A 23,143-nucleotide genomic window follows, 5' to 3' on the forward strand; every position below is an offset into this window, starting at 1 on the left:
CTTGTCACAAGTTAATGCCGCGCAGATCACGTGAAGATCACAGACTTGAACGCCGGTCACCTTTTGCCCGTACGGGCCGGTAGTGGCCTCGGCGAAGGCTCGCCGAAGGCCCGGCGAGGGTTCACCGACCGGCGGGTGTGAACTCCACGGGGAGGGTGCGCAGTCCGCGCATGATGAGTCCGCCGCGCCACCGCAACTCCCCCTCGTCGACGGCGAGTCGCAGGTCCGGAAGGCGGGTGAGGAGGCCGGCGAGCGCGGTCTGGCCCTCCAGGCGGGCGAGCGGGGCGCCGAGGCAGTAGTGGATGCCGTGGCCGTAGCCGAGGTGCTGGTTGTCCCGCCGGGAGAGGTCGAGGGTGTCCGGCTCCGCGAACCGCTCCGGATCCCGGTCGGCCGCGGCCAGGACGACCAGGACCGGGTCGCCGGGCGCGATGTGCTGCCCGCCGATCGCGACCGGCTCGGTGGCGAACCGCCAGGTGGCCAGCTCCACCGGTCCGTCGTAGCGGAGCAGTTCCTCGACCCCGGTCTCCAGCAGCCCGTGCTCGCCGGCCGCCAGGGACTCCTGCAGCCGGGCCCGCTGCCCGGGGTGGGTGAGCAGCGCGTACGTGCCATTGCCGATCAGGTTGACGGTGGTCTCGAAACCGGCGAACAACAGGATGAAGGCCATTGCCGCGGCCTCGTTCTCGGTGAGGTGCTCACCGTGGTCCGAGGCCCGGATGAGCCCCGAGATGAGGTCCTCGCCTGGCCCGGCCTCGGCGGACAGCGCCTCCCGCTTCCGGTGGATCAGCTCGGCCAGATACCCGCGCATCTTCTTCACGGACCGCGCGACCCCGCCCCGCGGCCCGCCCCCGTGCCGGATCATCATCCCCGCCCAGTCCCGGAAGTCGTCCTGGTCCTCGGGCGGGACGCCGAGCAGGTCGCAGATGGCGTAGATGGGAAGCGGGAAGGCGAACTCGTGGATGAGGTCGGCCTCGCCCCGCTCCGCGAACCCGTCGATGAGCCGGTCGGTCAGCTCCCGCACCCGCGGCGCGAACTCGGCCACCCGGCGCGGTGTGAACGCCTTGCTCACCAGCCGCCGCAGCCGGGTGTGGTCCGGCGGGTCGATGTTCAGCAGGTGCGTCATCAGCTCGGCCTTGCGCTCACCGGGGATGCCGGTCTTCCCCTTGGCGTGCGCGGGCTCGTCGTGATGCGCCGGGTTCTTGGACAGACGGGGGTCGGCGAGGGCCTGCTTGGCATCGGCGTACCGCGTGACCAGCCAGGCCTCCACCCCGCTGGGCAGCCGGGTTCGCCGCACCGGCTCGTGCTCCCGCAGCCAGGCGTAGGCGGGGTAGGGGTCGGCGGCGAACTCCCAGGTGAACAGGTCCGGGACGGCGGTCACTTCGCCACTCCCTCCGCCGCCCGCACCGCGTCCCGGTAGGCCCGGGCCGCCGCGCGCAGGGCCGCCTCCGGGTCGACGCCCTCCGCCTCCGCGCGGGCCGCCAGCGCGAGCAGTTCGTAGCCTATGCCCGGTGCCTGCGGCAGCGGCACCTCGAGGCCCGCCGTGCGCACCCGCGAGGCCAGCTTCGCCGCCAGGGCGAGGCCCGGCTGCGCGAGGGGTATCCCGTCCGTCACCGACTCGCGGCGCTTCTCCACCGCCTTGGTCCGCAGCCAGTGCTCCTTGACCTCCTCCGGCGTCGACGCGGTCTCGTCGCCGAAGACGTGCGGGTGGCGGTGGATGAGCTTGGCGACGATGCCGCCCGCGACGTCGTCGATCGAGAAGGGGGCCTCCGGGTCCTCCTCCGCGATCCGCGCGTGGAAGACGACCTGGAGGAGCACGTCGCCCAGTTCCTCGCGCAGTTCGTCGCGGTCGCCCTCCTCGATCGCCTCGACGAGTTCGTAGGCCTCCTCGATGCCGTACTTCGCGAGGCCGCGGTGGGTCTGCCGGGACGACCAGGGGCACTCCGCGCGGATCCGGTCCATGACCTGGACGAGGTCGAGGAGGCGGGCGCCGGGCAGGTCGTAGGAGGCGGGGAGGAGCTCCAGCTCGGGCATCCGGACCCGGCCCGAGCCGGCCAGGCGGGCCAGGCCGTCCGTGAGGGCCGGCTCGCCCTCGCCCGTCGCCACGACCACCACGGTCCGGCCGCCGGCGCAGGCGTCGACCAGCTCCTCGGCGGTGGGGGCGGCCTCGTCCACGGCGGTCCCGGCCTCCCGCAGATACGGCAGCTGCGGATGCGCGCCGTCCGCGCACAGCACGCGGTCCGCCGCGCGCAGTGCCTGCCAGGCGGGCCAGGACAGCAGGCCGGGGGCGACCCGGTGGCTGGTGGTGAGCAGGACGACCCGGCCGGCGTCGGCGGCCGCGGGAGAGGGGTCCGGGGTGGTGGGTTCGGGCCTGGTGGTGTTCACGCTCCGAACGTAACGCACCGCCGCCGCCCACCTCGCGGTTTGTCCACAGGGCGGCGGCGATCAAGTGATCGTATGACCGCCGTGCTCACCGTGACCGCGGTGATCGCCGTGCTCACCGTGACCGCGGTGATCGCCGTGCTCACCGTGACCGCGGTGCTCGCGGTGATCGCGGTGATCGCCGTGGTAGCAGCGGAGGTGGCCGCACCGATGGCCCGGGGCCGCCCTACGCCGACGCCTGCGTCCCGCCCGAGGTGACCTCCCGTACCCACGGGGTCTTGGCGTCCACCCGGCTGCTCTTCTGGACGTCCCAGGCGCCGTAGCGCGGGTTGAGGTCGACGTGCAGTTCCTTGGAGGCGTTGGCCAGGGCCTTCCAGAAGGCGGGCTGCGAGGTGTCGGTGCCGAGCGCCTCGGCGAGCTTCTTGGCCTCCACCTGGAAGCGGAGGTTGTCGTCCAGCCGCTGGGGGGCGATGCCGTACTTCTGCAGCCAGGCCGTCTGCAGCGCCGCGGAACCGCCGGCCTGCTGTTCGAGGCCGGAGCGCATCTGCTCGACCTCCGCGCGGGTGACGCCGACGCCGGCGTCCTGGGCGGCCCGGTGCAGCACCTTGTCGAGGACCATGTTGTACAGGGTGTCCCGGGTGAGGCTGCTGGTGGAGGCGAGGACCTGCTGGTACTGCGTCGCGTCGGGCACCGCGGCGCGCTGCGCCCGGCGCACCTCGTTCACGCGGTTCTCCAGCTGCGAGACGGTGATCCGCTGGCCACCCACGACGGCCGCCGCGCCCGGGTGCGCGTCGCTTCCGCAGGCGGTCAGGAAGGGGGCCGCGGCGGCGATCGCGGCGGAGAGGAGGAGCGCGGTGCGACGGCGGCGGTGCAAGGGTGCCTCCCGAGGAGATTGTGCGACGGTGCACAAAGTCTTGCGGTGATCGATGGTAGGCAGTGGGCAAGCTCTGGCCAACCCATTCGACCAACGATTCACACGCACTTCCGGCACCGCCGCACCACCCTCCGGAAGGGTTTGCGGTACTGATCCCGCGCGGATCCCGCTCAGCCCGTGATCGCCACCGGGGCGTCCCACGCGTCACGGTCCACGGTGATCGTGTAACCGCCGCGCGTCTCCTTGCTGTTCACCAAGTACTGGTGGGCCCGGCTGTGCCCGGTGTACTGGGACGCGCCGAACGGCCAGTCCGCGGTCGTGGTGTTCTGCTTGTCCCACAGCGCGTACCAGAGGTTGCCCGGCAGGTCGGTCTTGTCGGTGGCGTTCGCGATCGCCTTGGCGCTGGAGCTGGTGAAGCCGTAGTAGCCGGCGCGGTAGGTCTTCGCGCGCAGTTCCTTGTCGAAGGCGCGGACGTAGGTCAGCACGGCGTTGTTGCACGACGTGTTCGTCGTGTCGTACGCCTCCATGTCGAGGTAGATCGGGCTTCCGGCCTTCATGCCGAGCGCGGCGGCCTTGGCCACGGCGTCGTCCGCCTCGGACTTGCCGGTGGCGGCCGCGGTGGCCGCGCTGATCTTCACGGAGCCGCCGGATCCGCAGGACGGCTGGGCGCCGACGTAGAGCGGGATGAGCTTCCAGCCGGCCGCGGAGACGGACTTGACCCAGGAGGCGGTGAGGTTGGGCTGGTTGCAGCCGCGGTTCTTGCCGCCGATGTAGACGGCGGCGGCGCCGTAGAAGCCGGTGTTCCAGGCCTTCATCGCGGCGAGCGAGGGCGCGGTGCAGGTGTCGAACGCGCGGCCGGTGAACGTCTTCTGGGCGGGCCAGGTGGTGGCCGCCATGGAGGTCTGCGCGGCGATGCCGGCCCCGGCGACGACCGCGGCACCCGCGACGCCCCAGGTGATGTATCTGCGCTTCTTCGACTGCCGATGGCTGGACATGCCGGAACCCCACCCCTGTGTCTTTACTTGTGTCTTTGCCTGTGCCGCCGTTGCTGTGCGACAGGTTGTGCGAAAAGCAGGTGCAGTATGCACTGTGCGGGAACTAGCCGCGCATCTGCCCCAGCCAGTGCAGCGTCCGCCGCACCTCGCCCGCCAGCGGGTGGCCGGGCCCGTGCAGCCGTTCCACGTCGAACAGCAGCCGGGTGAGCGTGTCGTGGGCGGCCGGCCGGTCGCCGAGCGCGAGCAGCAGATGCCCGATCCGGCGGCGCACCTCGTGCGCGAGCTGCGGGTCGCCGGCCACGTACTGGTTCTCGTAGTACGGCAGCAGCGCGCGGTACTCCGCGAGCGCCGCCGCCGGTTCGCCGAGCTGTTCCAGGCACTGGGCGGTCTCGTAGCGGAAGCGCAGGACCTGCGGGTCGGCCTGGCCCGCCTCGGCGGCGCGTTCGTCGGCGAGGCGGCGCAGTTCGGGCAGCGCCCGCCGGTACTGTCCGTCGTCCATCAGCGTGGCCGCGTACTGCTTGCGCAGCGTGCGGACGACCGTGGAGCGCTCACCGTGCTGGTCGGCGGCGGCGGGCAGGATCGCGCCCAGGATGTCGACGGCCTGGGTGATGCGCCCCTCCCCGAGCAGCCGCTTGACCTCGTCGACGGCGGCGGCGACATCCGGCCTGCCGGGTACGGCGGCCACGGGGGCGGCGGGCTGCGGTGCGGGGGTCCGCGCCCGGTCGGGCCAGGGGGCGTGGGGGCGCAGGAAGGGGCGCGTGGGGTCCAGGGGCGACCCGGACGGCGTCCCGCGCGCGGGCAGGAGCGCCGCCAGGTCCTCGTAGACCTCCTGTGCGGACGCCGGGCGGTGCTGCGGGTCCTTGGCGAGCAGGCGCAGCACGAGGCTTTCGAGTGGTTCGGGGACCTCGGGACGGGTCCGGCGTACCGGCACCGGCGGCTCGTACAGGTGCCGGTGCAGCACGCCGAGCGCCGTGGAACCCGCGAACGGGACCTCCCCGCTGAGCAGTTCGTGCAGGAGCACGCCGAGCGCGTACAGGTCGGTGTACGGGCCGACCGCGCCGCCCATCGCCTGCTCGGGCGCCATGTAGGCGGGCGAGCCGATCGGCGATCCGGTGTGGGTCAGACGGGTGGTGTCGGTGTCCATGACGGAGGCGACGCCCAGGTCGAGGACGGTGACCGTGCCGTCCTGCTTCACCATCACGTTGCGCGGCTTGAGGTCGCGGTGGACGATCGGCACGGCGTGCACGGCGCTCAGCACGGCGCACAGCTGTGCGGCCACCGCGACCGCCCACTGCCACGGGTACGGGTCGTGTTCGGCCAGGTGGTCGGAGAGGTCGGCGCCGTCCACGTACTGCATGACCAGGAAGAGCTCCTCGCCCTCGCTGCCCGCGTCGTGCACGGTGACCAGGCCGGGGTGGTCGACCTGCGCGGTGACCCGGCACTCCCGCAGGAACCGGCGGCGCAGCTCCTCCGCCTCCGCGCCCGCCACCTTGTCGGGGCGCAGCAGCTTCACCGCCACCCGCCGGTCGAGCCGCTGGTCGTACGCCGTCCACACCTGGCCCATGCCGCCCTGCCCGATGAGCGTGGACAGCTCGTAGCGGCCGGCGACGACCCGTCCTGCCGCCACGGTCACCGTCCGCCCTCGTGGCCGCCCCCGCGGTGCCCGTCGTGCTTGCGCAGGTAGTCACTGAGCTCGTCGAGTTCGGCGCGCACCTGCTCGATCCGGGCGGGCGCCGGGCGCTGGGGCGGCGCGGGTATCGGAGGCTGCGGGAGCGGCGGCCGGGGCATCGGGGTGACGGAGTGCGCGGACGGGGCCGGGGTGTGCGGGGGCATCGTCCCCGTGGTGTACGGCGAAGCGGGGGGCGCGTAGGCGTACTGCTGCGCCGTGTACGCCTCGCGCTGCCGCTGGAAGTGGCGTACGTCGGCCGCCAGGTAGTAGACGACGGCTCCCAGGAGCGTGCCGAACAGCAGCGTGATCCCCAGGTAGCCGCCGGGGGTGTGCACGTCGTCGCCGGGTTCGCTGCCCAGCAGCACGATGCTGAGGACGTCGGCCGCCACCGCCGTCACCAGCACGCCGACGTCGACCGGCCTGCGGGTCACGACGGCCAGCCGCAGCAGCATCGCCCACGCCAGGAAGCCGGCGCTGAACACCCCGAGCGCCACGAACACCACACGCACCAGGACCAGTACCGCGTCGTGCGGCGGCCGCCGCACCGGCTGCGCATGGCCCTGGCCTTGCATGGTCGCTCCTGTGTGCCTGGTGCCTGGAAAAGGGCGTACGTGCCCGTCCGGTGCCGTCCGCCCGCGGACGGCACCGGTCGTGCGATGGTCGGATCGAGCATATGGCCCGGCGCGGACAACCGGTTCGGGTTGTACCGAACCGTTGTCGGACCGACTGCCGGCCGATCCCGGCGGAGCCCCGCGGGTCCCGGCGGGTCCCGGTCGGCGGTCAGCCCGGCGCGACGGTCCCGTCGGTGAGGCCGTCGTACATCCCGCGCACGAGGTGCTCCCCGAGCCGGCTCGCATGCCGCAGCGCCCGCTCGAACTCGTCGAGTGCGCGGAACCGCGCGCCGTAGCGCCGCTGTTCCTCCAGGGGCAGCCGGGGCAGCTGCAGCCGGCGCACGTCAAGCCGGGTCGCCGTGGACGCGTAGCTGCTGGCCTGCCGGTTGTTGGCGGTGCCGCGCAGGAAGCCGGCGAGGAACCACGGGTCGAGGGCCGTGCGGTCGGGTCGCAGCAGCACCAGGTTGCGCCCCAGGGCGGCGCCCGCCGTCGCGTCGTCGACCACGCGTGCCACCGAGCCTCCGCCGAGGACCGGTACGACGACGTCGCCCGGCTCGGTCAGCACGGCCTCCTCCTCGCTCTCGGGAAGCGTGCCCGAGGGAGCCGTCGCGGCGAGGACGTCGTGGTCGGTGAGCACGGGCACGCGCGCGGGGCCGCCGATGCCTCCGGTGCGCAGCAGCAGCGCGCCCCCGCGGGCGAGTTCGCCGACGGTGGTGAGCGGCCACCGCGCGGGCGGCGCCTGGTCGGCGGGCGGCGGGGTGAGGTCGACGGTCAGGCGCAGGGTCGCGCCGAGCCGTTCGCGGACCGCCGTGAGCTCCTCCGCGCCGTCGGCCGCGGCGGCCGGGGGCAGGTGGCGGGCGGGCGCGAGGTCCACGTCGTCGTCGAGGAGTTCGATGACCGGCACCGAACGGGCCAGCCCCGGGCGCTGCACCGGCCCCCCGTCGCGCTCGAAGGCACGCCAGGCGTCCAGGACGGCGTCCCGTACCGCCGCCAGGTCGGGGCCGCCCCGCCCCTCCCCGCTGAACCTTCCGGTGTCCACGAGCAGCACCTCGGGCGTGGCCGGTGTCCGCTCCGGCCGGCGCAGCACCCACAGGTGCAGCGGGATGCTGTGCGGCGGTGCCGCCCCGGCCGGCAGCGCGACGAGCGCCCGCAGCGCGCCCCGGCGCAGCAGGTCGGCACGGATCCGGCGTCCGGAACGGCGGGACGCCACGGCCGGCGGCATCAGCAGGACCGCGGTGCCGCCGTCGGCGAGCCGGGCCAGGGCGTGCTGCACCCAGGCCAGTTCGGACTCGGTACGGGCGGGGAAGCCGTACTCCCAGCGCGCGTCGTACGCCAGCTCGTCGTGGCCCCAGTTGCGCTCGTTGAACGGCGGATGGCACAGGACCGCGTCCGCGCGCAGGTCCGGGAAGGCGTCGGCGCGCAGGGTGTCGCCGGCGGCGCCGTGCAGGCCGGCCCGGGAGTGCAGCGCGAGCCGCAGCGCGGTGAGCGCGGCGAGGTCGGGGGCGCTGTCCTGGGCGTACAGCTCCTGGTCGGGGCGGACGCCGACGGCCCGCAGCAGGGCGCCGGTTCCGCAGGCCGGGTCCAGCACGGTGCGGGCGGGGCCGGCCAGGTCGGCCATGAGGCCGGCGAGTTCGGACGGGGTGAGCGTGTACTGGCGTGGGTTGGCGTCCAGGTGCCGCCCCAGCAGGAACTCGAAGGCCTGCCGGGCCCCGGCCTCGGCGGCCAGTTCGGCCGCGCCGCGCAGGAGGGGGGCGGAGGGGAGTAGCTGGGGGCCGGTGGGGGTGCGGACGGCGGGGGTGGCGGGGGTGGCAGCGGCAGCGGCAGCGGCAGCGGCAGCGGGGTGCGCGGTGTTCACACCGTCCGCACCGCCGGACCCGTTCACAGCCATCGCGCGGCCCGACCTGTTCACAGCTTCGGCGGCGTCCGCGCCCCGGCCACTGTGAACCGTGGGGTCGGCCGTCCCGCCGAGACGTGCGGTCAACACCTCGTCCAGCGCGGCCGGCAGCATCGCGGCCAGCCGCTCGTCCGTGCCGGCGCTCACGTGCAGCCAGACGGTGGGGCGCTCGTGGATCAGCAACAGCACACACCCCGCGTGCACCAGCGCCGTCAGCGCGCCTTCGGGGTGCCCGGCGAGTTGCTGCCAGACCCGCTCACGCAGCGGGACCTGGGCTAGTTTGCCCTGCTTGCGCAGCCAGGACTCGACCTCGGCGAGCGCGAAGGACGGGCTGGTCTCGGTGCCGCCGACCGGCTTGGGGAAGTCGGCGTGCCGGCGGCGCCAGTTGCTTACGGCGGCGCGGCCCACCCCGGCGAGCCGTGCGATGCCGGCCGCGGTCACCTCTGTGGTGTCGTCCTGCACGCGGCTTCCGCTCCCCTCGTCCCATGTGTGCACCGAGCATACCGACGCACACAAGATCCCCTACTTCACGGACGTGTACACCCCACCTCGACTCCATCATGTTGACTCGGTTCACAGCCTCTGCTGTTATTGACCCACCGCTTCAACGACTGCGTTTCAACGACTCCCGAAGGACTCCCGATGCGCCTCCCGTCCCGTGCCGTGATGCTGCTGGCCGCCGCGGCCCTCCCGCTGGCCCTGACCGCCTGCTCCGCCGGATCCACCGGCGCGGGCACCGACTCCGGTACCGCCACGAGCGCCGAGCCGGCCAAGGCGAAGGACCCCAACTCCGGCCTGTTCACAGGCACCGAGCTGAAGAAGGCGCTGGCGCCCGCATCGGCCTTCCCGTCCGGGCTCACCCTCGAGTCCGACGGCTCCGCGGACAGCGGCGGCCAGTTCCTCTCCCCGGCCGCCCGGAAGGCGGGGAAGCCGGACTGCACGAGACTGGAGACCACGTCCTGGATCCAGGTGTCCGGCTACAAGGGCGGGGTGTCGTTCGCGCAGAACGGCTACGCGAGCAAGACGGAGGAAGTGGACCAGGAGATCGACGCCTTCCAGGGCAGCACGGCGGCCGCGGTGATGAAGGCGCTGCGGACCGTCGCCGCCGAGTGCGCCACGTACACGGACACCGACGCGCACGCCAAGGTGAAGCTCACCGGCAGCGACACGGCCGGACTCGGCGACGAGGCCTACACGATGACGCTGACGAGCGGCTACTGGGAGAACGGCACCACGCTGATCGCGGCGCGTTCCGGCGGCTCCGTGGTCACCGTGCTGTCCACGGCGGGCACCGACAACGGAGCCGCGACGGCGAGGAAGGTGACGACGACGGTCCTGTCGGCGCTGAAGAAGTAGCTTGATCCGTTCCCGCGAAGGATGCCGATGCGCCTGACGTCCCGCCCCGCCGACCGGGCGGCGGCTGCCGGCGAACCCGCCGTACGAGAACACGGCGTGCCCGGAACGCCGCTGCGTGCCGCGCTCGTTCTCGGTCTGCTCCTCGGGTTCTACGTGCTGGCCCTGCTCCTCCTCTTCGTGCTGGCGGTCCTGGACCTCTTCCTGGCCCGGGGCCCCGGCCTCACGGTCGTGGCGGTCGAGGGCTACCTCGGCTCGCTGGCGATCGCCTGGTGCGTGGTGCGGGCCGTCCTGCTCACCCGCGGCCCCGGGGACGGGCGGGACGAGGTGCCCGGAGTGTCGCTGACACCGAGTGAGCAGCCGGAGCTGTGGCGGCATGTGCGGAACCTGGCCGAGCGGGTGGGCACCCGGCCGCCCACGGAGATCCGGGTGGTCCCAGGGGCCAACGCCATGGTGCGGGAGGACGCCCGGTGGCTCGGGCTGATCGCGGGCGAACGGCGGCTCTTCCTCGGCGTAACGCTGCTGATCGGCCTGCCCCAGGACGAACTGGACGCCGTACTCGGGCACGAACTCGGCCACTACGCCCACGACGACACCCGGCTGGGGGGACTGCTCTGGGCGCTGCACGGCAGGCTGCAGCACACCGTCCACACCTTGCGTCGCCGGGCTGCGCGAGACGAGGCCGAGGAGCGGGCGAGGACCGCCGCACGGGCCGCCCGGCGCCGTACGGCCGGCAAGCCGCCCGCGCTCAAGCGGGAGCCGAAACCGGGCCCTGACCACTATCTGGCCCTCGTCTTCTGCGCGTACGCGCGGCTGTGCCTGCGGCTGACCGAGGCCGTCAGCCGCAGGCAGGAGTACGCGGCCGACCAGGTGGCCGCCCGCGTCGCCGGACGGGACACCACGGCCGCCGCACTGCGCCGCATTCCCGCGCTCGAAGCCGCCGACGACCTCTATCTGCGCGAGTACGCCCTGATGGGCCGGGACGCCGGCCTGCTGCCGCCGGAAGGGCAGTTCCACGGCGGTCTCGCCCAGCTGCTCGCGGACCCCGCGCGCCGGGCGGAACTGGACGCGTGGACCCGCGGGCCGCTCCAGGAGGTGGTGTCCGAGGAGAGCTCTCCTTACGACAGCCACCCGCTCACAGCCGACCGCATCGCGGCGCTGGAGGCGCTCCCCGCCCTCCCCGAACTCCCCGCACACCACGCACTCCCCGACGCCGGACGCACCACCGGACGCACCACCACGCACCCCCGGCGCCCCGCCCTCGCGCTGCTCCGGGAGCCGGACCGCGTCCTCACCGGACTGGAACGAGCCGTACTGAGCCGGGAGACGCTGTCCTGGCGGCGCGTGCCCTGGGCGGAACTGCCCGCGTGGACCCGGCGCGAGAGCTGGGCGCGGGAAGCGCAGCCGCTGCTGGAAGCCATGGCCCAGCTGACCGGCGCGAGGAGCGTCCACGTGTCCCGGGCATCCGCGGTGCCGCACCTCCACCGGCTCCTGGACCTGATCGACCACGGCCTGCTGTACGACATCGCCGGCCGGCTGCCCAGGTCGGAGCAGGCCGGCCGGAGCAGTGGGCGCGCGGCACGCGAGTTCGCCCGGACGGCCTTCCGCTCCGCCCTGCGCCGGCTCGCCCTGCTCACCGCGCTGGACACCGGGCTGTGCCGGTGGGAACTGTGCTGGTCCGGACCCGCGGTGCGGGCCGTGGCACCCGAAGGGTTCGCCGAGGCGCTGGAGGAGGCGCTGGACCACGCGATCGCCGAGCCGCCCGGCACCTCTCCCCTGCGGGCTCTGCTGGCCGGCGGCGGCCGTCCTCCGACGGCGACGCCCACGTCCACGGCCTCGTCGGCCTTCTCGTCAGCCGTCTCCTCCGGCGGCCCCTACCCGAAAGACCCGGTATGAACGTCCTGATCGACATAGCCGGTGCCGGCATTCTCGTCTACGCGCTCGTCACCCTCCCGCGCAATATCCGCAAGGGGCGTGCGCTCCGGGCGGAGGCGAAGGCCAAGGCACCGGTCAACATCGACCCCGCCAAGTATGGGCTGGTACCCGCCGCTCAGCTCGACAGCCGTTCGGCGGGCCCCGATCCCGAGGCCGACGCGGTCGCGGCGGCCGCCCTCGCCGGTGACTGGCGGCGGGCCGCCGCCTACCTGGCCGGGGCGGGCCGCGACTGGGACCTGCGGTGGTACCGGCTCGGCATCCTCGTGCACGCCGCCGCCGAGGACGACGCCTGGCTCAAGGCATGGCGGACCGAGTACCCCGGCGACCCGTCCGCCACCCTGGTGCACGCCGACGCGCTGGTCGTGCTCGCGGGCAAGGTCCGCGGCGCGAACCGGGCGAAGAACACCACGGCGGAGCAGTTCGAGGGCTTCCACCGGTTGCTGGCCGAGGCACTGCCCGCCTGCCAGGAGGCCGCCTGGACGGCCCCCGAGGACCCCTGCCCCTGGATCGCGCAGATCACCATCGCGCTGGGACTCGGCTGGTCGCACGACGACTTCCGGGCGCTGTGGACCGAGATCGTCGCCCGCGACCCGCACCACTTCGGAGCCCACATGAGCGCGCTGCAGTACTGGTGCGCCAAGTGGCGTGGTTCGCACGAACTGATGTACGCGTTCGCCGGGCAGGCCGCGGCCGCCGCACCGCAGGGCAGCCTGCTGTCCGTACTGCCCCTGTACGCCCTGATGGAGCACGCGGTCCGGGAGCCCAGGTCACCCGTGTACAACCAGCCGTTCGTACGGACCGCCGTGGACGCCACCCTGGACGCCGTGGACCGTGCTCCGGCCGGACACCACCGGCTGCCGACGGTGCGGCACCTGCTGGCGGACACCCTGTTCCAGACGAAGCGGTACCCGGAGGCCGTCGAGCAGTTCCGGGCGGTCGGCGGATACGTCGGCAGCCCGCCGTGGTCGTACTCCGCCAACCCGGTCAAGGCGTTCGTCTTCGCCCGCACCAACACCTTCGTGGCGTGGGAGAAGGCGGGCTGCCCGGCCCCTGCGCCGCGCGGCCACTACCCGGGGCAGTGACACACGCGGCGGTCCCGCGCCGGTTCAGCGCGCCGTGAAGCGGGACGGTGCGTTGGTCGGGTTGCCGCCCGAGGGGAGTTTCTGGCCCGGGCAGGCGGCGAGCACCTTCTTCATCGCGGCCTTCTCGGCGGCGGTGACCCACAGGCCGTACTTCTTCTTCACGGCGACCTGCGCGGCGACGTAGGTGCAGCGGTAGGACTTGTCGGGCGGCAGCCAGGTGGCGGTGTCGCCGTCACCCTTGCCGCGGTTGGCGCTCGCGTCGACGGCCAGGAGGTTGAGCGGGTCGTTGGCCAGGGCTATCCGTTTGCTGGCGTCCCAGTACTTGGCGCCCGTCTGCCAGGCGTCCGAGAGGGCGACGAGGTGGTCGATGTCGACCAGGCTGCGGCCACGCTTGTAGGTGACCTCCTTGCCGGAATAAGGGTCCGGCTCCAGCACGCCGGAGGAGACCTTGCAGTCGCCGCCGGTGTACTTCACGTCCTTCAGGTCGCGCTTGAGTATGTCGTCCCGGGTGTCGCAGGAGTTGGAGTCGGTGTCCGCCCAGGCGGAGCCGAACCTCTCCCGGGAGTAACCGGTCTTCGGCGCCCGCCCCTTGACGGTCAGCGAGTCGGCGGCCGTCAGGGCCGCTCCCCCGCCTGTCGCGGCCGGAGCTCCCGGAGCTCCCGAAGCCCCCTTGTCCTGCAGGTCCTTGCAGCCGGCCACGGCGAACACCATGATGACGGCCACGACCGCCCCGCCCCTCAGACGCGCCACGTGCGCCCCCTCTTCCTTGCCCCGGTCCGCCTCCGCACGGGCGGATTTCCGCTGGTCCCAAGGTAACCGCCGCGCGGTTCGCGCCAGACAGGGCGCAAAACGACACATGCCCGCAACTCGCCGTCATAGGCGTCCGGTTGTCACCCCGGACGAAGCCCGGGCCGTACGCCTTCGCGCCCGCTCACTCCCCGCGGCGAGCGAATGCCCCCGATGGACCGCCTCACGCCTTGCCGTGCGCGCACGGCTTCCGGCCGGAGAACGAACCGCGGAGCCGTGGCTTCACGACTCCGTGGCTTCACGACTCCGTGGCTTCACGACTCCGCTGCTCCGGAGGCCGGGTCCTGCTACGACCCCAGGATCGAGGCGAGGAACTCCCCGACCCAGCTCAGCAGTTCCCGCCCGACGAGCGGCTTGCCGCCGACCTTCGCGGTCTTGGGGCGAGGTACCAGCAACTGGTGGACGGCCGGTTTGATGACCGTTCCGGGGTAGAGGCGCTTGACGCGCAGTTCCTGCGACTCGCGCAACTCCACGGGGGCGAAGCGGATGTTGGTGCCCTGGAGGACGATCTCGCCGACCCCGCACGCGCGGGCGAGCATCCGCAGCCCGGCGACGAGCAGCAGGTTCTCCACCGGCTCGGGCAACTTGCCGTAGCGGTCGGTGAGTTCCTCGCGGACCGCTCTGATGTCGTCCTCCGAGTTGGCGGAGGCGATGGCACGGTAGGCCTGGAGGCGCAGCCGCTCGCCGGGCGCGTAGTCGTGCGGCACGTGCGCATCGACGGGCAGCTCGATCTTGACCTCCAGCGGCGGCTCCTCCTCGATCTCGCCGGTCTCCAGCTGCCGCCGGTAGTCCGCCACGGCCTCGCCGACCATGCGGACGTACAGGTCGAAGCCGACGCCCGCGATGTGCCCGGACTGCTCGCCGCCGAGCAGGTTGCCCGCGCCGCGGATCTCCAGGTCCTTCATGGCGACGTACATGCCGGCGCCCATCTCGGTGTGCTGGGCGATGGTGGCGAGGCGCTCGTGGGCCGTCTCCGTCAGAGGCTTCTCCGGCGGGTAGAGGAAGTACGCGTAGCCGCGCTCCCGGCCACGGCCGACGCGGCCGCGCAGCTGGTGCAGCTGGGACAGGCCGAAGGTGTCACCGCGTTCGACGATGAGGGTGTTGGCGTTGGAGATGTCGATGCCGGACTCGACGATCGTGGTCGAGACGAGGACGTCGAACTTCTTCTCCCAGAAGTCGACGACGACCTGTTCGAGGGCCGACTCGGACATCTGGCCGTGGGCGGTCGCGATGCGGGCCTCGGGGACGATGTCGCGGAGCCTGGCCGCGGCGCGGTCGATCGACTCGACCCGGTTGTGGATGTAGAAGACCTGGCCCTCGCGCAGCAGTTCACGGCGGATGGCGGCGCCGATCTGCTTCTCCTCGTAGGGCCCGACGAAGGTGAGCACCGGGTGGCGCTCCTCCGGGGGCGTGGTGATCGTGGACATCTCGCGGATGCCGGTGACCGCCATCTCAAGGGTGCGGGGGATGGGCGTGGCCGACATGGTGAGCACGTCGACGTTGGCGCGGAGCTTCTTCAGCTGCTCCTTGTGCTCGACGCCGAAGCGCTGCTCCTCGTCGACGATGACCAGGCCCAGGTCCTTGAACTTGGTCTCCGAGGAGAAGAGGCGGTGGGTGCCGATGACGACGTCGACGGCGCCCTCCCTGAGACCCTCCAGGGTCGCCTTCGCCTCGGTGTCGGTCTGGAAGCGGGAGAGCGCCTTCACGCTCACCGGGAACTGCGAGTAGCGCTCGGAGAACGTCCCGAAGTGCTGCTGCACCAGCAGGGTGGTGGGGACCAGGACGGCGACCTGCTTGCCGTCCTGGACGGCCTTGAAGGCGGCCCGCACCGCGATCTCGGTCTTGCCGTAGCCGACGTCGCCGCAGATCAGGCGGTCCATGGGGACCGACTTCTCCATGTCGTCCTTGACCTCGGCGATGGTGGTCAGCTGGTCGGGGGTCTCCGCGTACGGGAAGGCGTCCTCCAGCTCGCGCTGCCAGGGTGTGTCCGTGCCGAACGAGTGTCCGGGGGCGGCCATCCGGGCGCTGTAGAGCTTGATCAGGTCGGCGGCGATCTCCTTGACGGCCTTCTTCGCGCGCGCCTTGGTCTTCGTCCAGTCCGCGCCGCCCAGGCGGTGCAGGGTGGGGGCCTCGCCGCCGACGTACTTGGTGATCTGCTCCAGCTGGTCGGTCGGGATGTACAGCCGGTCGCCGGGCTGGCCGCGCTTGGCGGGGGCGTACTCCACGACCAGGTACTCGCGGGTGGCGCCCTGCACGGTGCGCTGCACCATCTCGATGTAGCGCCCGACGCCGTGCTGCTCGTGGACGATGTAGTCGCCCGCCTCCAGGGTGAGCGGGTCGATGGTCTTGCGGCGGCGGGCCGGCATCCGCGCGCCGTCCTTGCCGGCCGCCTTCTGCCCGGACAGGTCGGTCTCGGTCAGGACGGCGAGCCGGAGCGCCGGGTCGACGAAGCCGTAGTCGATCGAGCCGCACGACACGTGCACGACCGAGGGGCTCAGCTCGCCCAGGTCGACGTCGAGGCGGGCCGCGATGCCCTCGCCGCCGAGCACCTCGACGGTGCGGGAGGCGGTGCCGTGGCCCTCGGTGACGTACACCGTGCGCCAGCCGTCGGCCAGCCAGCCCTTGGTGTCGGCGAGCGCCTTCGCGGTGTCGCCGCGGTAGGTCTCCGTGGCGTGCATGCCCAGCTTGAGGGTGTCGCCCGTCCCCACCACGTCGGAGGCGTGGGTGAACGACTCGTCGGCGGCGAACGGGGACACCGACCACCACATCATGTCCAGCTCGCGGGCACGGTCGCGGACGTCCGCGATGGACCACAGGGAGGCCGCGCCGACGTCGATGGGCGCCTCGCCGCCGCCCGCGGTGGCCGCCCAGGACGCCTGGAGGAACTCCTGGCTCGTGGCCACCAGGTCGGCGGCACGGGTGCGGACCCGCTCCGGGTCGCACACGACGGCCATCGCGCCCTTGGGCAGCACGTCGAGCAGCAGTTCCATGTCGTCGACCAGGACCGGGGCGAGGGACTCCATGCCCTCGACGGCGATCCCCTCGGCGATCTTGTTGAGCAGTTCGCCGAGCTCGGGGTGCTCCTCGGCGAGGGCCCGCGCGCGTGCCCGGACGTCCTCGGTGAGCAGCAGCTCGCGGCAGGGCGGCGCCCACAGGCCGTGCTCGGCGACCTCCAGGGAGCGCTGGTCGGCGACCTTGAAGTAGCGGATCTCCTCGACGTCGTCGCCCCAGAACTCGACCCGCAGGGGGTGTTCCTCGGTGGGCGGGAAGACGTCCAGGATGCCGCCGCGTACGGCGAACTCGCCGCGTTTCTCGACGAGCTCCACGCGCGCGTAGGCGGCCGCGGCGAGGGCTTCCACCACCTCGTTCAGGTCGGCGGTCTGCCCGGTGCGCAGTGCCACCGGTTCCAGGTCGCCGAGGCCCTTGACCTGCGGCTGGAGCACGGAGCGTACGGGGGCGACGACGACGGAGACCGGGCCGGTCTCGGGGTCGTCGGAGCGGGGGTGGGCGAGGCGGCGCAGGACGGCGAGGCGGCGGCCGACGGTGTCGCTGCGCGGGCTGAGCCGCTCGTGCGGGAGCGTCTCCCAGGAGGGGTACTCGGCGACGCCCTCGGACGGCAGCAGGGTGCGCAGCGCCGACGCCAGGTCCTCGGCCTCGCGGCCGGTGGCGGTGACGGCGAGCACGGGGCGGCCGGTCTCGCGGGCCAGGGCGGCTACCGCGAGGGGGCGGGCCGCCGGGGGGCCGACCAGGTCGACGTGCATGCGGTTGCCGTCCGCGGCCGCCTTGATCGCTTCCGCGAGGGCGGGGTCCTTGACGACGGCGTCGAGCAGACCGTGCAGGCTCATTCAGGGCGGCTTTCTTCGGGGGGTGGGCAACACGAAGTGCCCGGCGCGGGCTGCGACCGGGGGGTCTCCAGCCTACGACTACGCGGGCGCGAGTGCCGGGGCTGTGGATAACCTCCGTGGCCCGCTGGGGCGCCGTGCGTCGCGGTGGCCGTACCAGGGGGCTCCGCCCCTTGGACCCCCCGAAGCCTATGCCCACCCGCCACCCGACTCGGTGAAGTCGAAAGGCGGGACTCGAAAGACAGAAGCACGACAGCGCCCGGCGCCGAAGAGTCCCCAGGACTCCGCGGCGCCGGGCGTTCCCCCGCAGCCCCCGTGTGCGGTGGTCTGTCGGGCGGTCGCGGTCAGTCGGTCGCGATCGCGTTCAGGACGTTCATGCGGCCCGCGCGGAACGCCGGGATCAGGGCGGCGAACAGGCCCACGAAGGCCGAGCCGACGAAGACGCCGGTGATCGTCGGCCAGGGGATCTCCAGGACCTTCAGGCCCTGCAGGGCGAGCAGCTTCTGGGCGGTGGCGCCCCAGCCCATGCCCAGGCCGAGGCCCAGCAGGGCGCCGAAGAGGGCGATCACCACGGACTCCATGCGGATCATGCGGCGCAGCTGGCGGCGGGAGAGGCCGATGGCCCGCATCAGGCCGATCTCCCTCGTCCGCTCGACCACCGACAGGGCCAGGGTGTTCACGACACCGAGGACCGCGACGATGATCGCGAGGGCGAGCAGGCCGTAGATCAGGTTCAGCAGCTGGCCGATCTGGTCCTTGAGCGCCTTCTTGTAGTCGGTCTGGTCGCGCACGGTGTACTGCGGGTAGTCGTGCAGCGCGGACTTGAGCGCCTTGTACGCGGCGTCCTGCTGCCCGTCCTTGGCGGTGGCGAAGACCAGGTCGTCGAGGGGCATCTTGGCGGCCGGCACGTACTTGGCGAGCGTGGTGATGTTCGTGTACTTGGAGCCGGCGTCGATGAGGCCGTCGCTGCTGGTGATCGCCCGGACCGTCAGGTGGGCGGTGCGGCCGTCCTTGAACCTGACGGTGATCTTCGAGCCGAGGTGGATGCCGTGCGCCTTGGCGAACTTGTCGTGCACGGACATCGAGTCGGGCAGGTAGGCGTCCTTGAGGTCACCGGCGACGGTCTTGGTGCGCAGGTCGGTGGCGTAGGTGGGGTCGGCCGCCGTGATGTCGGTGTCCTTGAGGGTCTTGCCGTCGGGCGTGGTGTAGTCGGCGGTGGTGGTGCGGTACTCGGTGACGCGGGCGAGTCCGGGGACGTCCTTGACGGCCTTGACGGCCTGCGGGGTGATCCGCTGGCCGCTGTCGGACTGGATGATGAAGTCCGTGCCGACGGTCTTGTCGAGCTGGTCGGAGGCGGAGGCGACCATGGAGGAGCCGACCACCGAGAGGCAGGCGACCAGCGCCAGTCCGATCATCAGGGCGGCACCGGTGGCGCCGGTGCGGCGCGGGTTGCGCAGCGCGTTGCGCTCGGCCATGCGGCCGACCGGGCCGAACATCCGCAGCAGGACGGCGCCGAGGACCCGTACGACACCGCCGGCGAGCAGCGGGCCGATGACGACGAACCCGAGGAGCGAGAGGACGATGCCGAGGCCGAGCCAGGCCGAGCCCTCCTTGGCCTTGTCTGCGGCCGAGGCGAGGTAGAGGCCGTAGCCGCCCGCGCCGGTCAGCACGAGGCCGGTGAGGGCGCGTATGCGGCCCGCCCTGGCGTCGGCGGGGGCGCCCGCGTCGCGCAGCGCGGCCATCGGGGAGACCTTGCCGGCGCGGCGTGCGGGCAGGTAGGCGGCGAGGACGGTGACGGCGACGCCGAGGACCAGGCCGAGCACCGGGGTGGTCCAGGCGACCGTCAGGTCACTGGTCGACAGGTGCATGCCCATGGAGCCCATGAGCTTCATCAGGCCGACCGCGATGCCGACGCCCGCGCCGACGCCCAGGACCGAGCCGACCACGCCGAGCAGCAGGGCCTCGACGAGCACGGACCGGTTGACCTGGCGGCGGCCGGCGCCGATGGCGCGCATCAGGCCGATCTCGCGGGTGCGCTGGGCGACCAGCATGGAGAAGGTGTTGATGATCAGGAAGATGCCGACCAGGAAGGCGATTCCGGCGAAGCCGAGCATCGCGTACTTCATGACGCCCAGGAAGCCCTCGACGTCCTTCTGGTTGGCGTCGGCGGTCTCCTTGGCGGTCTGCACCTTGTAGGCGGTGCCGAGTTCGCCGGCGACGTTCTTCTTCAGCTGCGCGTCCGTCACGCCCGGCGCGGCCGTCACGTTGATGTTGGTGAAGACGCCGGTCCGCCCGACGAGCGTCTGCTGGGCGGTCCTCGTGTCCAGGTAGAAGATCGCGGCACCGGGGTTGGTGACGGTGAAGTCGGCGATACCCGAGATCCTCGCGGTGTGCGTGCCGACCGCGCTGATCACGCCGATCTCGTCACCCAGCCTGAGGTGGTGCTTGTCGGCGGTGTCGGCGTCCACCATGACCTGGCCGGAGTTCTGCGGCGCCGTACCGGAGGTGATCTTCATGGTGCGGGCGTCGTTGGAGTTCCAGCTGCCGACGATGGTCGGCGCGCCGCTGGACGGGGACAGGCTGTCCTTCTTGGCGTCGACGACGGTCACGGACGTCGAGAAGACCGTCCCCTCAGCCGCCTTGACGCCGTTCGCGGCGCGGACCCTGCCGACCGCCGTGGCCGGCATGACCGGCGGCCTGCCGTTGTCGGAGGTGGTCTCGCCGGTGTCGGAGGCGCCCTTGGCGCTGACCGTCACGTCGGACGAGGTGGCCGCGAACAGCTTGTCGAACGTCGTGTTCATGGTGTCGGTGAACACCAGCGTGCCGCACACGAACGCCACCGACAGCAGCACGGCGACCGCGGAGAGGGCCATGCGCCCCTTGTGCGCGAAGAAGTTGCGCATCGAGGTCTTCAGGACGGTCATGACGTACGCCCCCGCGCGTCGAAGTCCTTCATGCGGTCCAGGACGGTCTCCGCGGTCGGCTTGAACATCTCGTCGACGATCCGGCCGTCGGCGAGGTAGAGCACGCGGTCCGCGTAGGAGGCGGCGACCGGGTCGTGCGTGACCATCACGATCGTCTGGCCCAGGTCGTCGACGGAGCTGCGTAGGAAGCCGAGGACCTCGGCGCCCGCGCGCGAGTCGAGGTTTCCGGTCGGCTCGTCCCCGAAGATGATCTCGGGGCGGGCGGCGAGGGCGCGCGCCACGGCCACGCGCTGCTGCTGGCCGCCCGAGAGCTGGGTGGGGCGGTGCTTGAGCCGGTCCGCGAGCCCCACGGTGTCGACCACGCGCCGCAGCCACTCCTTGTCGGGCTTGCGCCCGGCGATGTCCATGGGCAGCGTGATGTTCTCCAGCGCGTTCAGCGTCGGCAGCAGGTTGAACGCCTGGAAGATGAAGCCGATCCGGTCCCGGCGCAGCTTGGTGAGCTTCTTGTCCTTCAGGCCGGTGATCTCGGTCTCGTCCAGGTGGATCTGACCGCTCGTCACGGTGTCGAGCCCGGCGAGGCAGTGCATCAGGGTGGACTTCCCGGACCCCGAGGGGCCCATGATCGCGGTGAACTGCCCGCGCATGATGTCCACGTCGACGTGGTCAAGGGCGACGACCCGGGTCTCCCCGGCCCCGTACGCCTTGACGACCTGCCGCGCCCGCGCGGCAACGGCCGTACGCCCTCCAGTACCCCCGTGCCTGGGAATGGTCACAGCCGATGTCACGGTATGTCTCCTAAGTCGGTCAGCCAATGGGCAGCGCGGTGCCGCCCCTTGCTGTGCAGCGTTTCGGTACGACGACGAGTCTCGCGGCCGGCGGGGTCGCTCCGCGCTGGTGCGGAGCCCCGTCTTGCCCGGGGGAAAACCCCACCCCCGCCGGTTCGGTCAACCGCCCCCCCGGCGGCGTAAAGCCAGGTTAAGGACGGGCGGTGTGCCGTCTCGTCCTCCGGCGGTACGAACCCTCCCCGAGCCGTAGTACGGAGAAGCCCCTAGGGGACGTCCACCGCCGGGTGGAGTCCTTCTCGGGGTCGGTCTCCACCCACCGCCCCAGGAAGCGTCCACCCTTCCGCCGCGTGAGGGTCAAGCGGTCGCGCCCTCTCACCAGGTGGACGCGGACTCCCGCCGTGCCGGGACGGGTGGGAAGCTGTTGTGCGCGACATAGATACATGGCGGAGGCACGGGGAGGGGATCCGGCGTGGAGCGGGAGAACGCGGAGACGGCGAAGAAGGGGAACGCGGAACCCGCGATACGCGCGGCGGCGCGCGAGGCCGGGACGGACCGGCGGGGGGCCGTGGTGGCCGCCCTGATGCTCGCCATGGCGCTGGCGGCGCTCGACTCCACCGTCGTCTCCACCGCCGTCCCCCAGATCGTCGGCGACCTCGGCGGCTTCTCGGTCTTCTCCTGGCTCTTCTCCGGCTACCTGCTGGCCGTCACCGTGACGCTGCCGGTGTACGGCAAGCTCTCCGACACCTTCGGCCGCAAGCCGGTGCTGGTCGCGGGCGCCGCGGTGTTCCTGCTGGGGTCGCTGTTGTGCGCGGCCGCCTGGAACATGGCCGCGCTGATCGCGTTCCGGATCGTGCAGGGCCTCGGCGGCGGGGCGCTGCAGGGCACCGTGCAGACCCTCGCGGCCGACCTCTACCCGCTCAAGGAGCGCCCGAAGATCCAGTCGAAGCTGTCCACGGTGTGGGCGGTGTCCGCGGTCGCCGGGCCGGGGCTCGGCGGGGTGCTGGCCGCGTACGCGGACTGGCGGTGGATCTTCCTGATCAACCTGCCGATCGGCGCGGCGGCACTCTGGCTGATAGTGCGTCACCTCCACGAGCCGAAGCGCGCGCCGCGTACGCCCCCGCGGGTGGACTGGGCGGGCGCGCTGGCCGTCTTCGCGTGCGGTGGGGTGCTGCTGACGGCGCTCGTGCAGGGCGGGGTGGCGTGGGCGTGGTGGTCCGCGCCGTCGTGCGCGCTGTTCGCCACCGGGCTCGCCCTGGCGGGGCTCGTGGTGTGGACCGAGCGCCGGGCCGCCGAGCCGATCATCCCGGGGTGGGTGTGGCGGCGCCGCACGATCGCGGCCGTCAACCTCGCGCTCGGCGCACTGGGCCTGCTGATGGTGGCGCCGACGGTGTTCCTGCCCACGTACGCGCAGTCGGTGCTCGGGCTCGCCCCGGTGGCCGCCGGGTTCGTGCTGTCGGTGTGGACGCTGACCTGGCCGGTCTCGGCGGCCCTCAGCCAGCACGTGTACCGGCGGATCGGCTTCCGCGACACCGCGCTGCTCGGCATCGGCGCGGCCACGCTGATCCTGTTCGCGTTCCCGTTCCTGCCCTACCCGGGGTCGGCCTGGCAGCCGACGCTGCTCATGCTCCTGCTCGGCGCCGCGCTGGGCCTGTTCCAGCTGCCGCTGATCGTGGGCGTGCAGTCGACGGTGGGCTGGGCGGAGCGGGGCACGACGACCGCGTCGGTGCTGTTCTGCCGGCAGACCGGCCAGACGATCGGGGCGTCGGTGTTCGGCGCGGTCGCCAACGGGGTGCTGGCCACCCGGCTGGGCGGCGCGGGCGACCTCGACTCCGTCACGCGCGCACTGGACGACGGAACGGCCCCCGAGGCCACCCGGCACGCCATCGCGGACGCGGTCCACGCGGTGTACTTCGGGGCGGCGTGCGCGGCCGCACTGGCGTTCGTGGTGCTCCTGGTACTGGCGCCCCGGCGGTTTCCGGTCCTGACGGAGCGGTGA

At 72.6% G+C, this 23,143-nt stretch carries 16 protein-coding genes; 5 read left to right on the plus strand and 11 right to left on the minus strand.

The window, feature by feature from the left end:
- Positions 1-121 precede the first annotated feature (121 nt).
- Together ACFY0K_RS14360 and ACFY0K_RS14365 are read right to left on the minus strand one after the other, a co-directional pair.
- Positions 122-1,375: a cytochrome P450 gene (locus tag ACFY0K_RS14360; protein ID WP_390640081.1), complete on the minus strand. Its 1,254-nt coding sequence runs from the start codon at positions 1,373-1,375 to the stop codon at positions 122-124.
- Positions 1,372-2,379, minus strand: a complete 1,008-nt coding sequence (locus ACFY0K_RS14365) for a nucleoside triphosphate pyrophosphohydrolase (protein WP_390640082.1) — start codon at positions 2,377-2,379, stop codon at positions 1,372-1,374. The genes ACFY0K_RS14360 and ACFY0K_RS14365 overlap by 4 nt, the downstream gene beginning before the upstream one ends.
- Before the next feature lie 72 nt (positions 2,380-2,451).
- Here ACFY0K_RS14365 and ACFY0K_RS14370 point away from each other — a divergent pair, with 72 nt between their 5' ends.
- The gene (locus ACFY0K_RS14370; RefSeq protein ID WP_390640083.1) at positions 2,452-2,634 is read left to right on the plus strand and encodes a hypothetical protein; all 183 of its coding nucleotides are present in this window, start codon (positions 2,452-2,454) and stop codon (positions 2,632-2,634) included.
- Here ACFY0K_RS14370 and ACFY0K_RS14375 read toward each other — a convergent pair.
- The 5 genes from ACFY0K_RS14375 to ACFY0K_RS14395 all read right to left on the minus strand — a co-directional run bounded on the left by ACFY0K_RS14375 (position 2,603) and on the right by ACFY0K_RS14395 (position 8,881).
- Positions 2,603-3,250, minus strand: coding sequence for a SurA N-terminal domain-containing protein (locus ACFY0K_RS14375; RefSeq protein ID WP_390640084.1), 648 nt, complete (start codon positions 3,248-3,250; stop codon positions 2,603-2,605). The two genes, ACFY0K_RS14370 and ACFY0K_RS14375, sit on opposite strands and share 32 nt — an antisense overlap.
- Before the next feature lie 170 nt (positions 3,251-3,420).
- A complete protein-coding gene (locus tag ACFY0K_RS14380; RefSeq protein ID WP_390640085.1) occupies positions 3,421-4,245 on the minus strand; it encodes a glycoside hydrolase domain-containing protein in 825 nt (274 codons plus the stop codon).
- 103 nt (positions 4,246-4,348) lie between these two features.
- Complete coding sequence (locus ACFY0K_RS14385; RefSeq protein ID WP_351957367.1) at positions 4,349-5,836, minus strand: protein kinase; 1,488 nt, start codon at positions 5,834-5,836, stop codon at positions 4,349-4,351.
- A 38-nt stretch (positions 5,837-5,874) separates the two neighbouring features.
- Complete coding sequence (locus ACFY0K_RS14390; RefSeq protein WP_390640086.1) at positions 5,875-6,486, minus strand: hypothetical protein; 612 nt, start codon at positions 6,484-6,486, stop codon at positions 5,875-5,877.
- A 208-nt stretch (positions 6,487-6,694) separates the two neighbouring features.
- Positions 6,695-8,881, minus strand: a complete 2,187-nt coding sequence (locus ACFY0K_RS14395; protein ID WP_390640087.1) for an N-6 DNA methylase — start codon at positions 8,879-8,881, stop codon at positions 6,695-6,697.
- Positions 8,882-9,061: 180 nt separating this feature from the next.
- On the opposite strand from ACFY0K_RS14395, the gene ACFY0K_RS14400 reads away from it, so the two are divergent.
- From ACFY0K_RS14400 to ACFY0K_RS14410, 3 genes are read left to right on the plus strand one after another with little or no spacing between them, the layout of a single operon-like run.
- Positions 9,062-9,775: a hypothetical protein gene (locus ACFY0K_RS14400; protein WP_390640088.1), complete on the plus strand. Its 714-nt coding sequence runs from the start codon at positions 9,062-9,064 to the stop codon at positions 9,773-9,775.
- A gap of 27 nt (positions 9,776-9,802) precedes the next feature.
- On the plus strand, positions 9,803-11,668 hold the full coding sequence (locus ACFY0K_RS14405) for a M48 family metalloprotease (RefSeq protein WP_390640089.1): 1,866 nt from the start codon (positions 9,803-9,805) through the stop codon (positions 11,666-11,668).
- Positions 11,665-12,789, plus strand: a complete 1,125-nt coding sequence (locus ACFY0K_RS14410) for a hypothetical protein (RefSeq protein WP_390640090.1) — start codon at positions 11,665-11,667, stop codon at positions 12,787-12,789. Before ACFY0K_RS14405 ends, ACFY0K_RS14410 begins: the two co-directional genes overlap by 4 nt.
- A 24-nt stretch (positions 12,790-12,813) precedes the next feature.
- Here ACFY0K_RS14410 and ACFY0K_RS14415 read toward each other — a convergent pair whose 3' ends face one another.
- The 4 genes from ACFY0K_RS14415 to ACFY0K_RS14430 all read right to left on the minus strand — a co-directional run bounded on the left by ACFY0K_RS14415 (position 12,814) and on the right by ACFY0K_RS14430 (position 21,147).
- Positions 12,814-13,500: an HNH endonuclease family protein gene (locus ACFY0K_RS14415; RefSeq protein WP_390640521.1), complete on the minus strand. Its 687-nt coding sequence runs from the start codon at positions 13,498-13,500 to the stop codon at positions 12,814-12,816.
- Positions 13,501-13,883: 383 nt separating this feature from the next.
- A complete protein-coding gene (gene mfd, locus ACFY0K_RS14420) occupies positions 13,884-17,441 on the minus strand; it encodes a transcription-repair coupling factor (RefSeq protein ID WP_390640091.1) in 3,558 nt (1,185 codons plus the stop codon).
- Positions 17,442-17,782: 341 nt separating this feature from the next.
- The gene (locus tag ACFY0K_RS14425; protein WP_390640092.1) at positions 17,783-20,362 is read right to left on the minus strand and encodes an ABC transporter permease; all 2,580 of its coding nucleotides are present in this window, start codon (positions 20,360-20,362) and stop codon (positions 17,783-17,785) included.
- The gene (locus ACFY0K_RS14430) at positions 20,359-21,147 is read right to left on the minus strand and encodes an ABC transporter ATP-binding protein (RefSeq protein WP_351957312.1); all 789 of its coding nucleotides are present in this window, start codon (positions 21,145-21,147) and stop codon (positions 20,359-20,361) included. The genes ACFY0K_RS14425 and ACFY0K_RS14430 overlap by 4 nt, the downstream gene beginning before the upstream one ends.
- Before the next feature lie 469 nt (positions 21,148-21,616).
- Here ACFY0K_RS14430 and ACFY0K_RS14435 point away from each other — a divergent pair, with 469 nt between their 5' ends.
- Positions 21,617-23,143, plus strand: a complete 1,527-nt coding sequence (locus ACFY0K_RS14435; RefSeq protein ID WP_390640093.1) for an MFS transporter — start codon at positions 21,617-21,619, stop codon at positions 23,141-23,143.

The sequence above is a fragment of the Streptomyces sp. NPDC001507 genome (genome assembly GCF_042894765.1).
Classification (GTDB): Bacteria; Actinomycetota; Actinomycetes; order Streptomycetales; family Streptomycetaceae; genus Streptomyces.

Excerpts from the sequence above, each read along its gene's own strand:
- ACFY0K_RS14370 (WP_390640083.1), top strand. The coding sequence starts at position 2,452 with ATGACCGCCGTGCTCACCGTGACCGCGGTGATCGCCGTGCTCACCGTG.
- ACFY0K_RS14380 (WP_390640085.1), bottom strand. The coding sequence starts at position 4,245 with ATGTCCAGCCATCGGCAGTCGAAGAAGCGCAGATACATCACCTGGGGC.
- ACFY0K_RS14410 (WP_390640090.1), top strand. The coding sequence starts at position 11,665 with ATGAACGTCCTGATCGACATAGCCGGTGCCGGCATTCTCGTCTACGCG.
- ACFY0K_RS14425 (WP_390640092.1), bottom strand. The coding sequence starts at position 20,362 with ATGACCGTCCTGAAGACCTCGATGCGCAACTTCTTCGCGCACAAGGGG.
- ACFY0K_RS14390 (WP_390640086.1), bottom strand. The coding sequence starts at position 6,486 with ATGCAAGGCCAGGGCCATGCGCAGCCGGTGCGGCGGCCGCCGCACGAC.
- ACFY0K_RS14415 (WP_390640521.1), bottom strand. The coding sequence starts at position 13,500 with ATGGTGTTCGCCGTGGCCGGCTGCAAGGACCTGCAGGACAAGGGGGCT.
- ACFY0K_RS14400 (WP_390640088.1), top strand. The coding sequence starts at position 9,062 with ATGCGCCTCCCGTCCCGTGCCGTGATGCTGCTGGCCGCCGCGGCCCTC.
- ACFY0K_RS14405 (WP_390640089.1), top strand. The coding sequence starts at position 9,803 with ATGCGCCTGACGTCCCGCCCCGCCGACCGGGCGGCGGCTGCCGGCGAA.
- mfd (WP_390640091.1), bottom strand. The coding sequence starts at position 17,441 with ATGAGCCTGCACGGTCTGCTCGACGCCGTCGTCAAGGACCCCGCCCTC.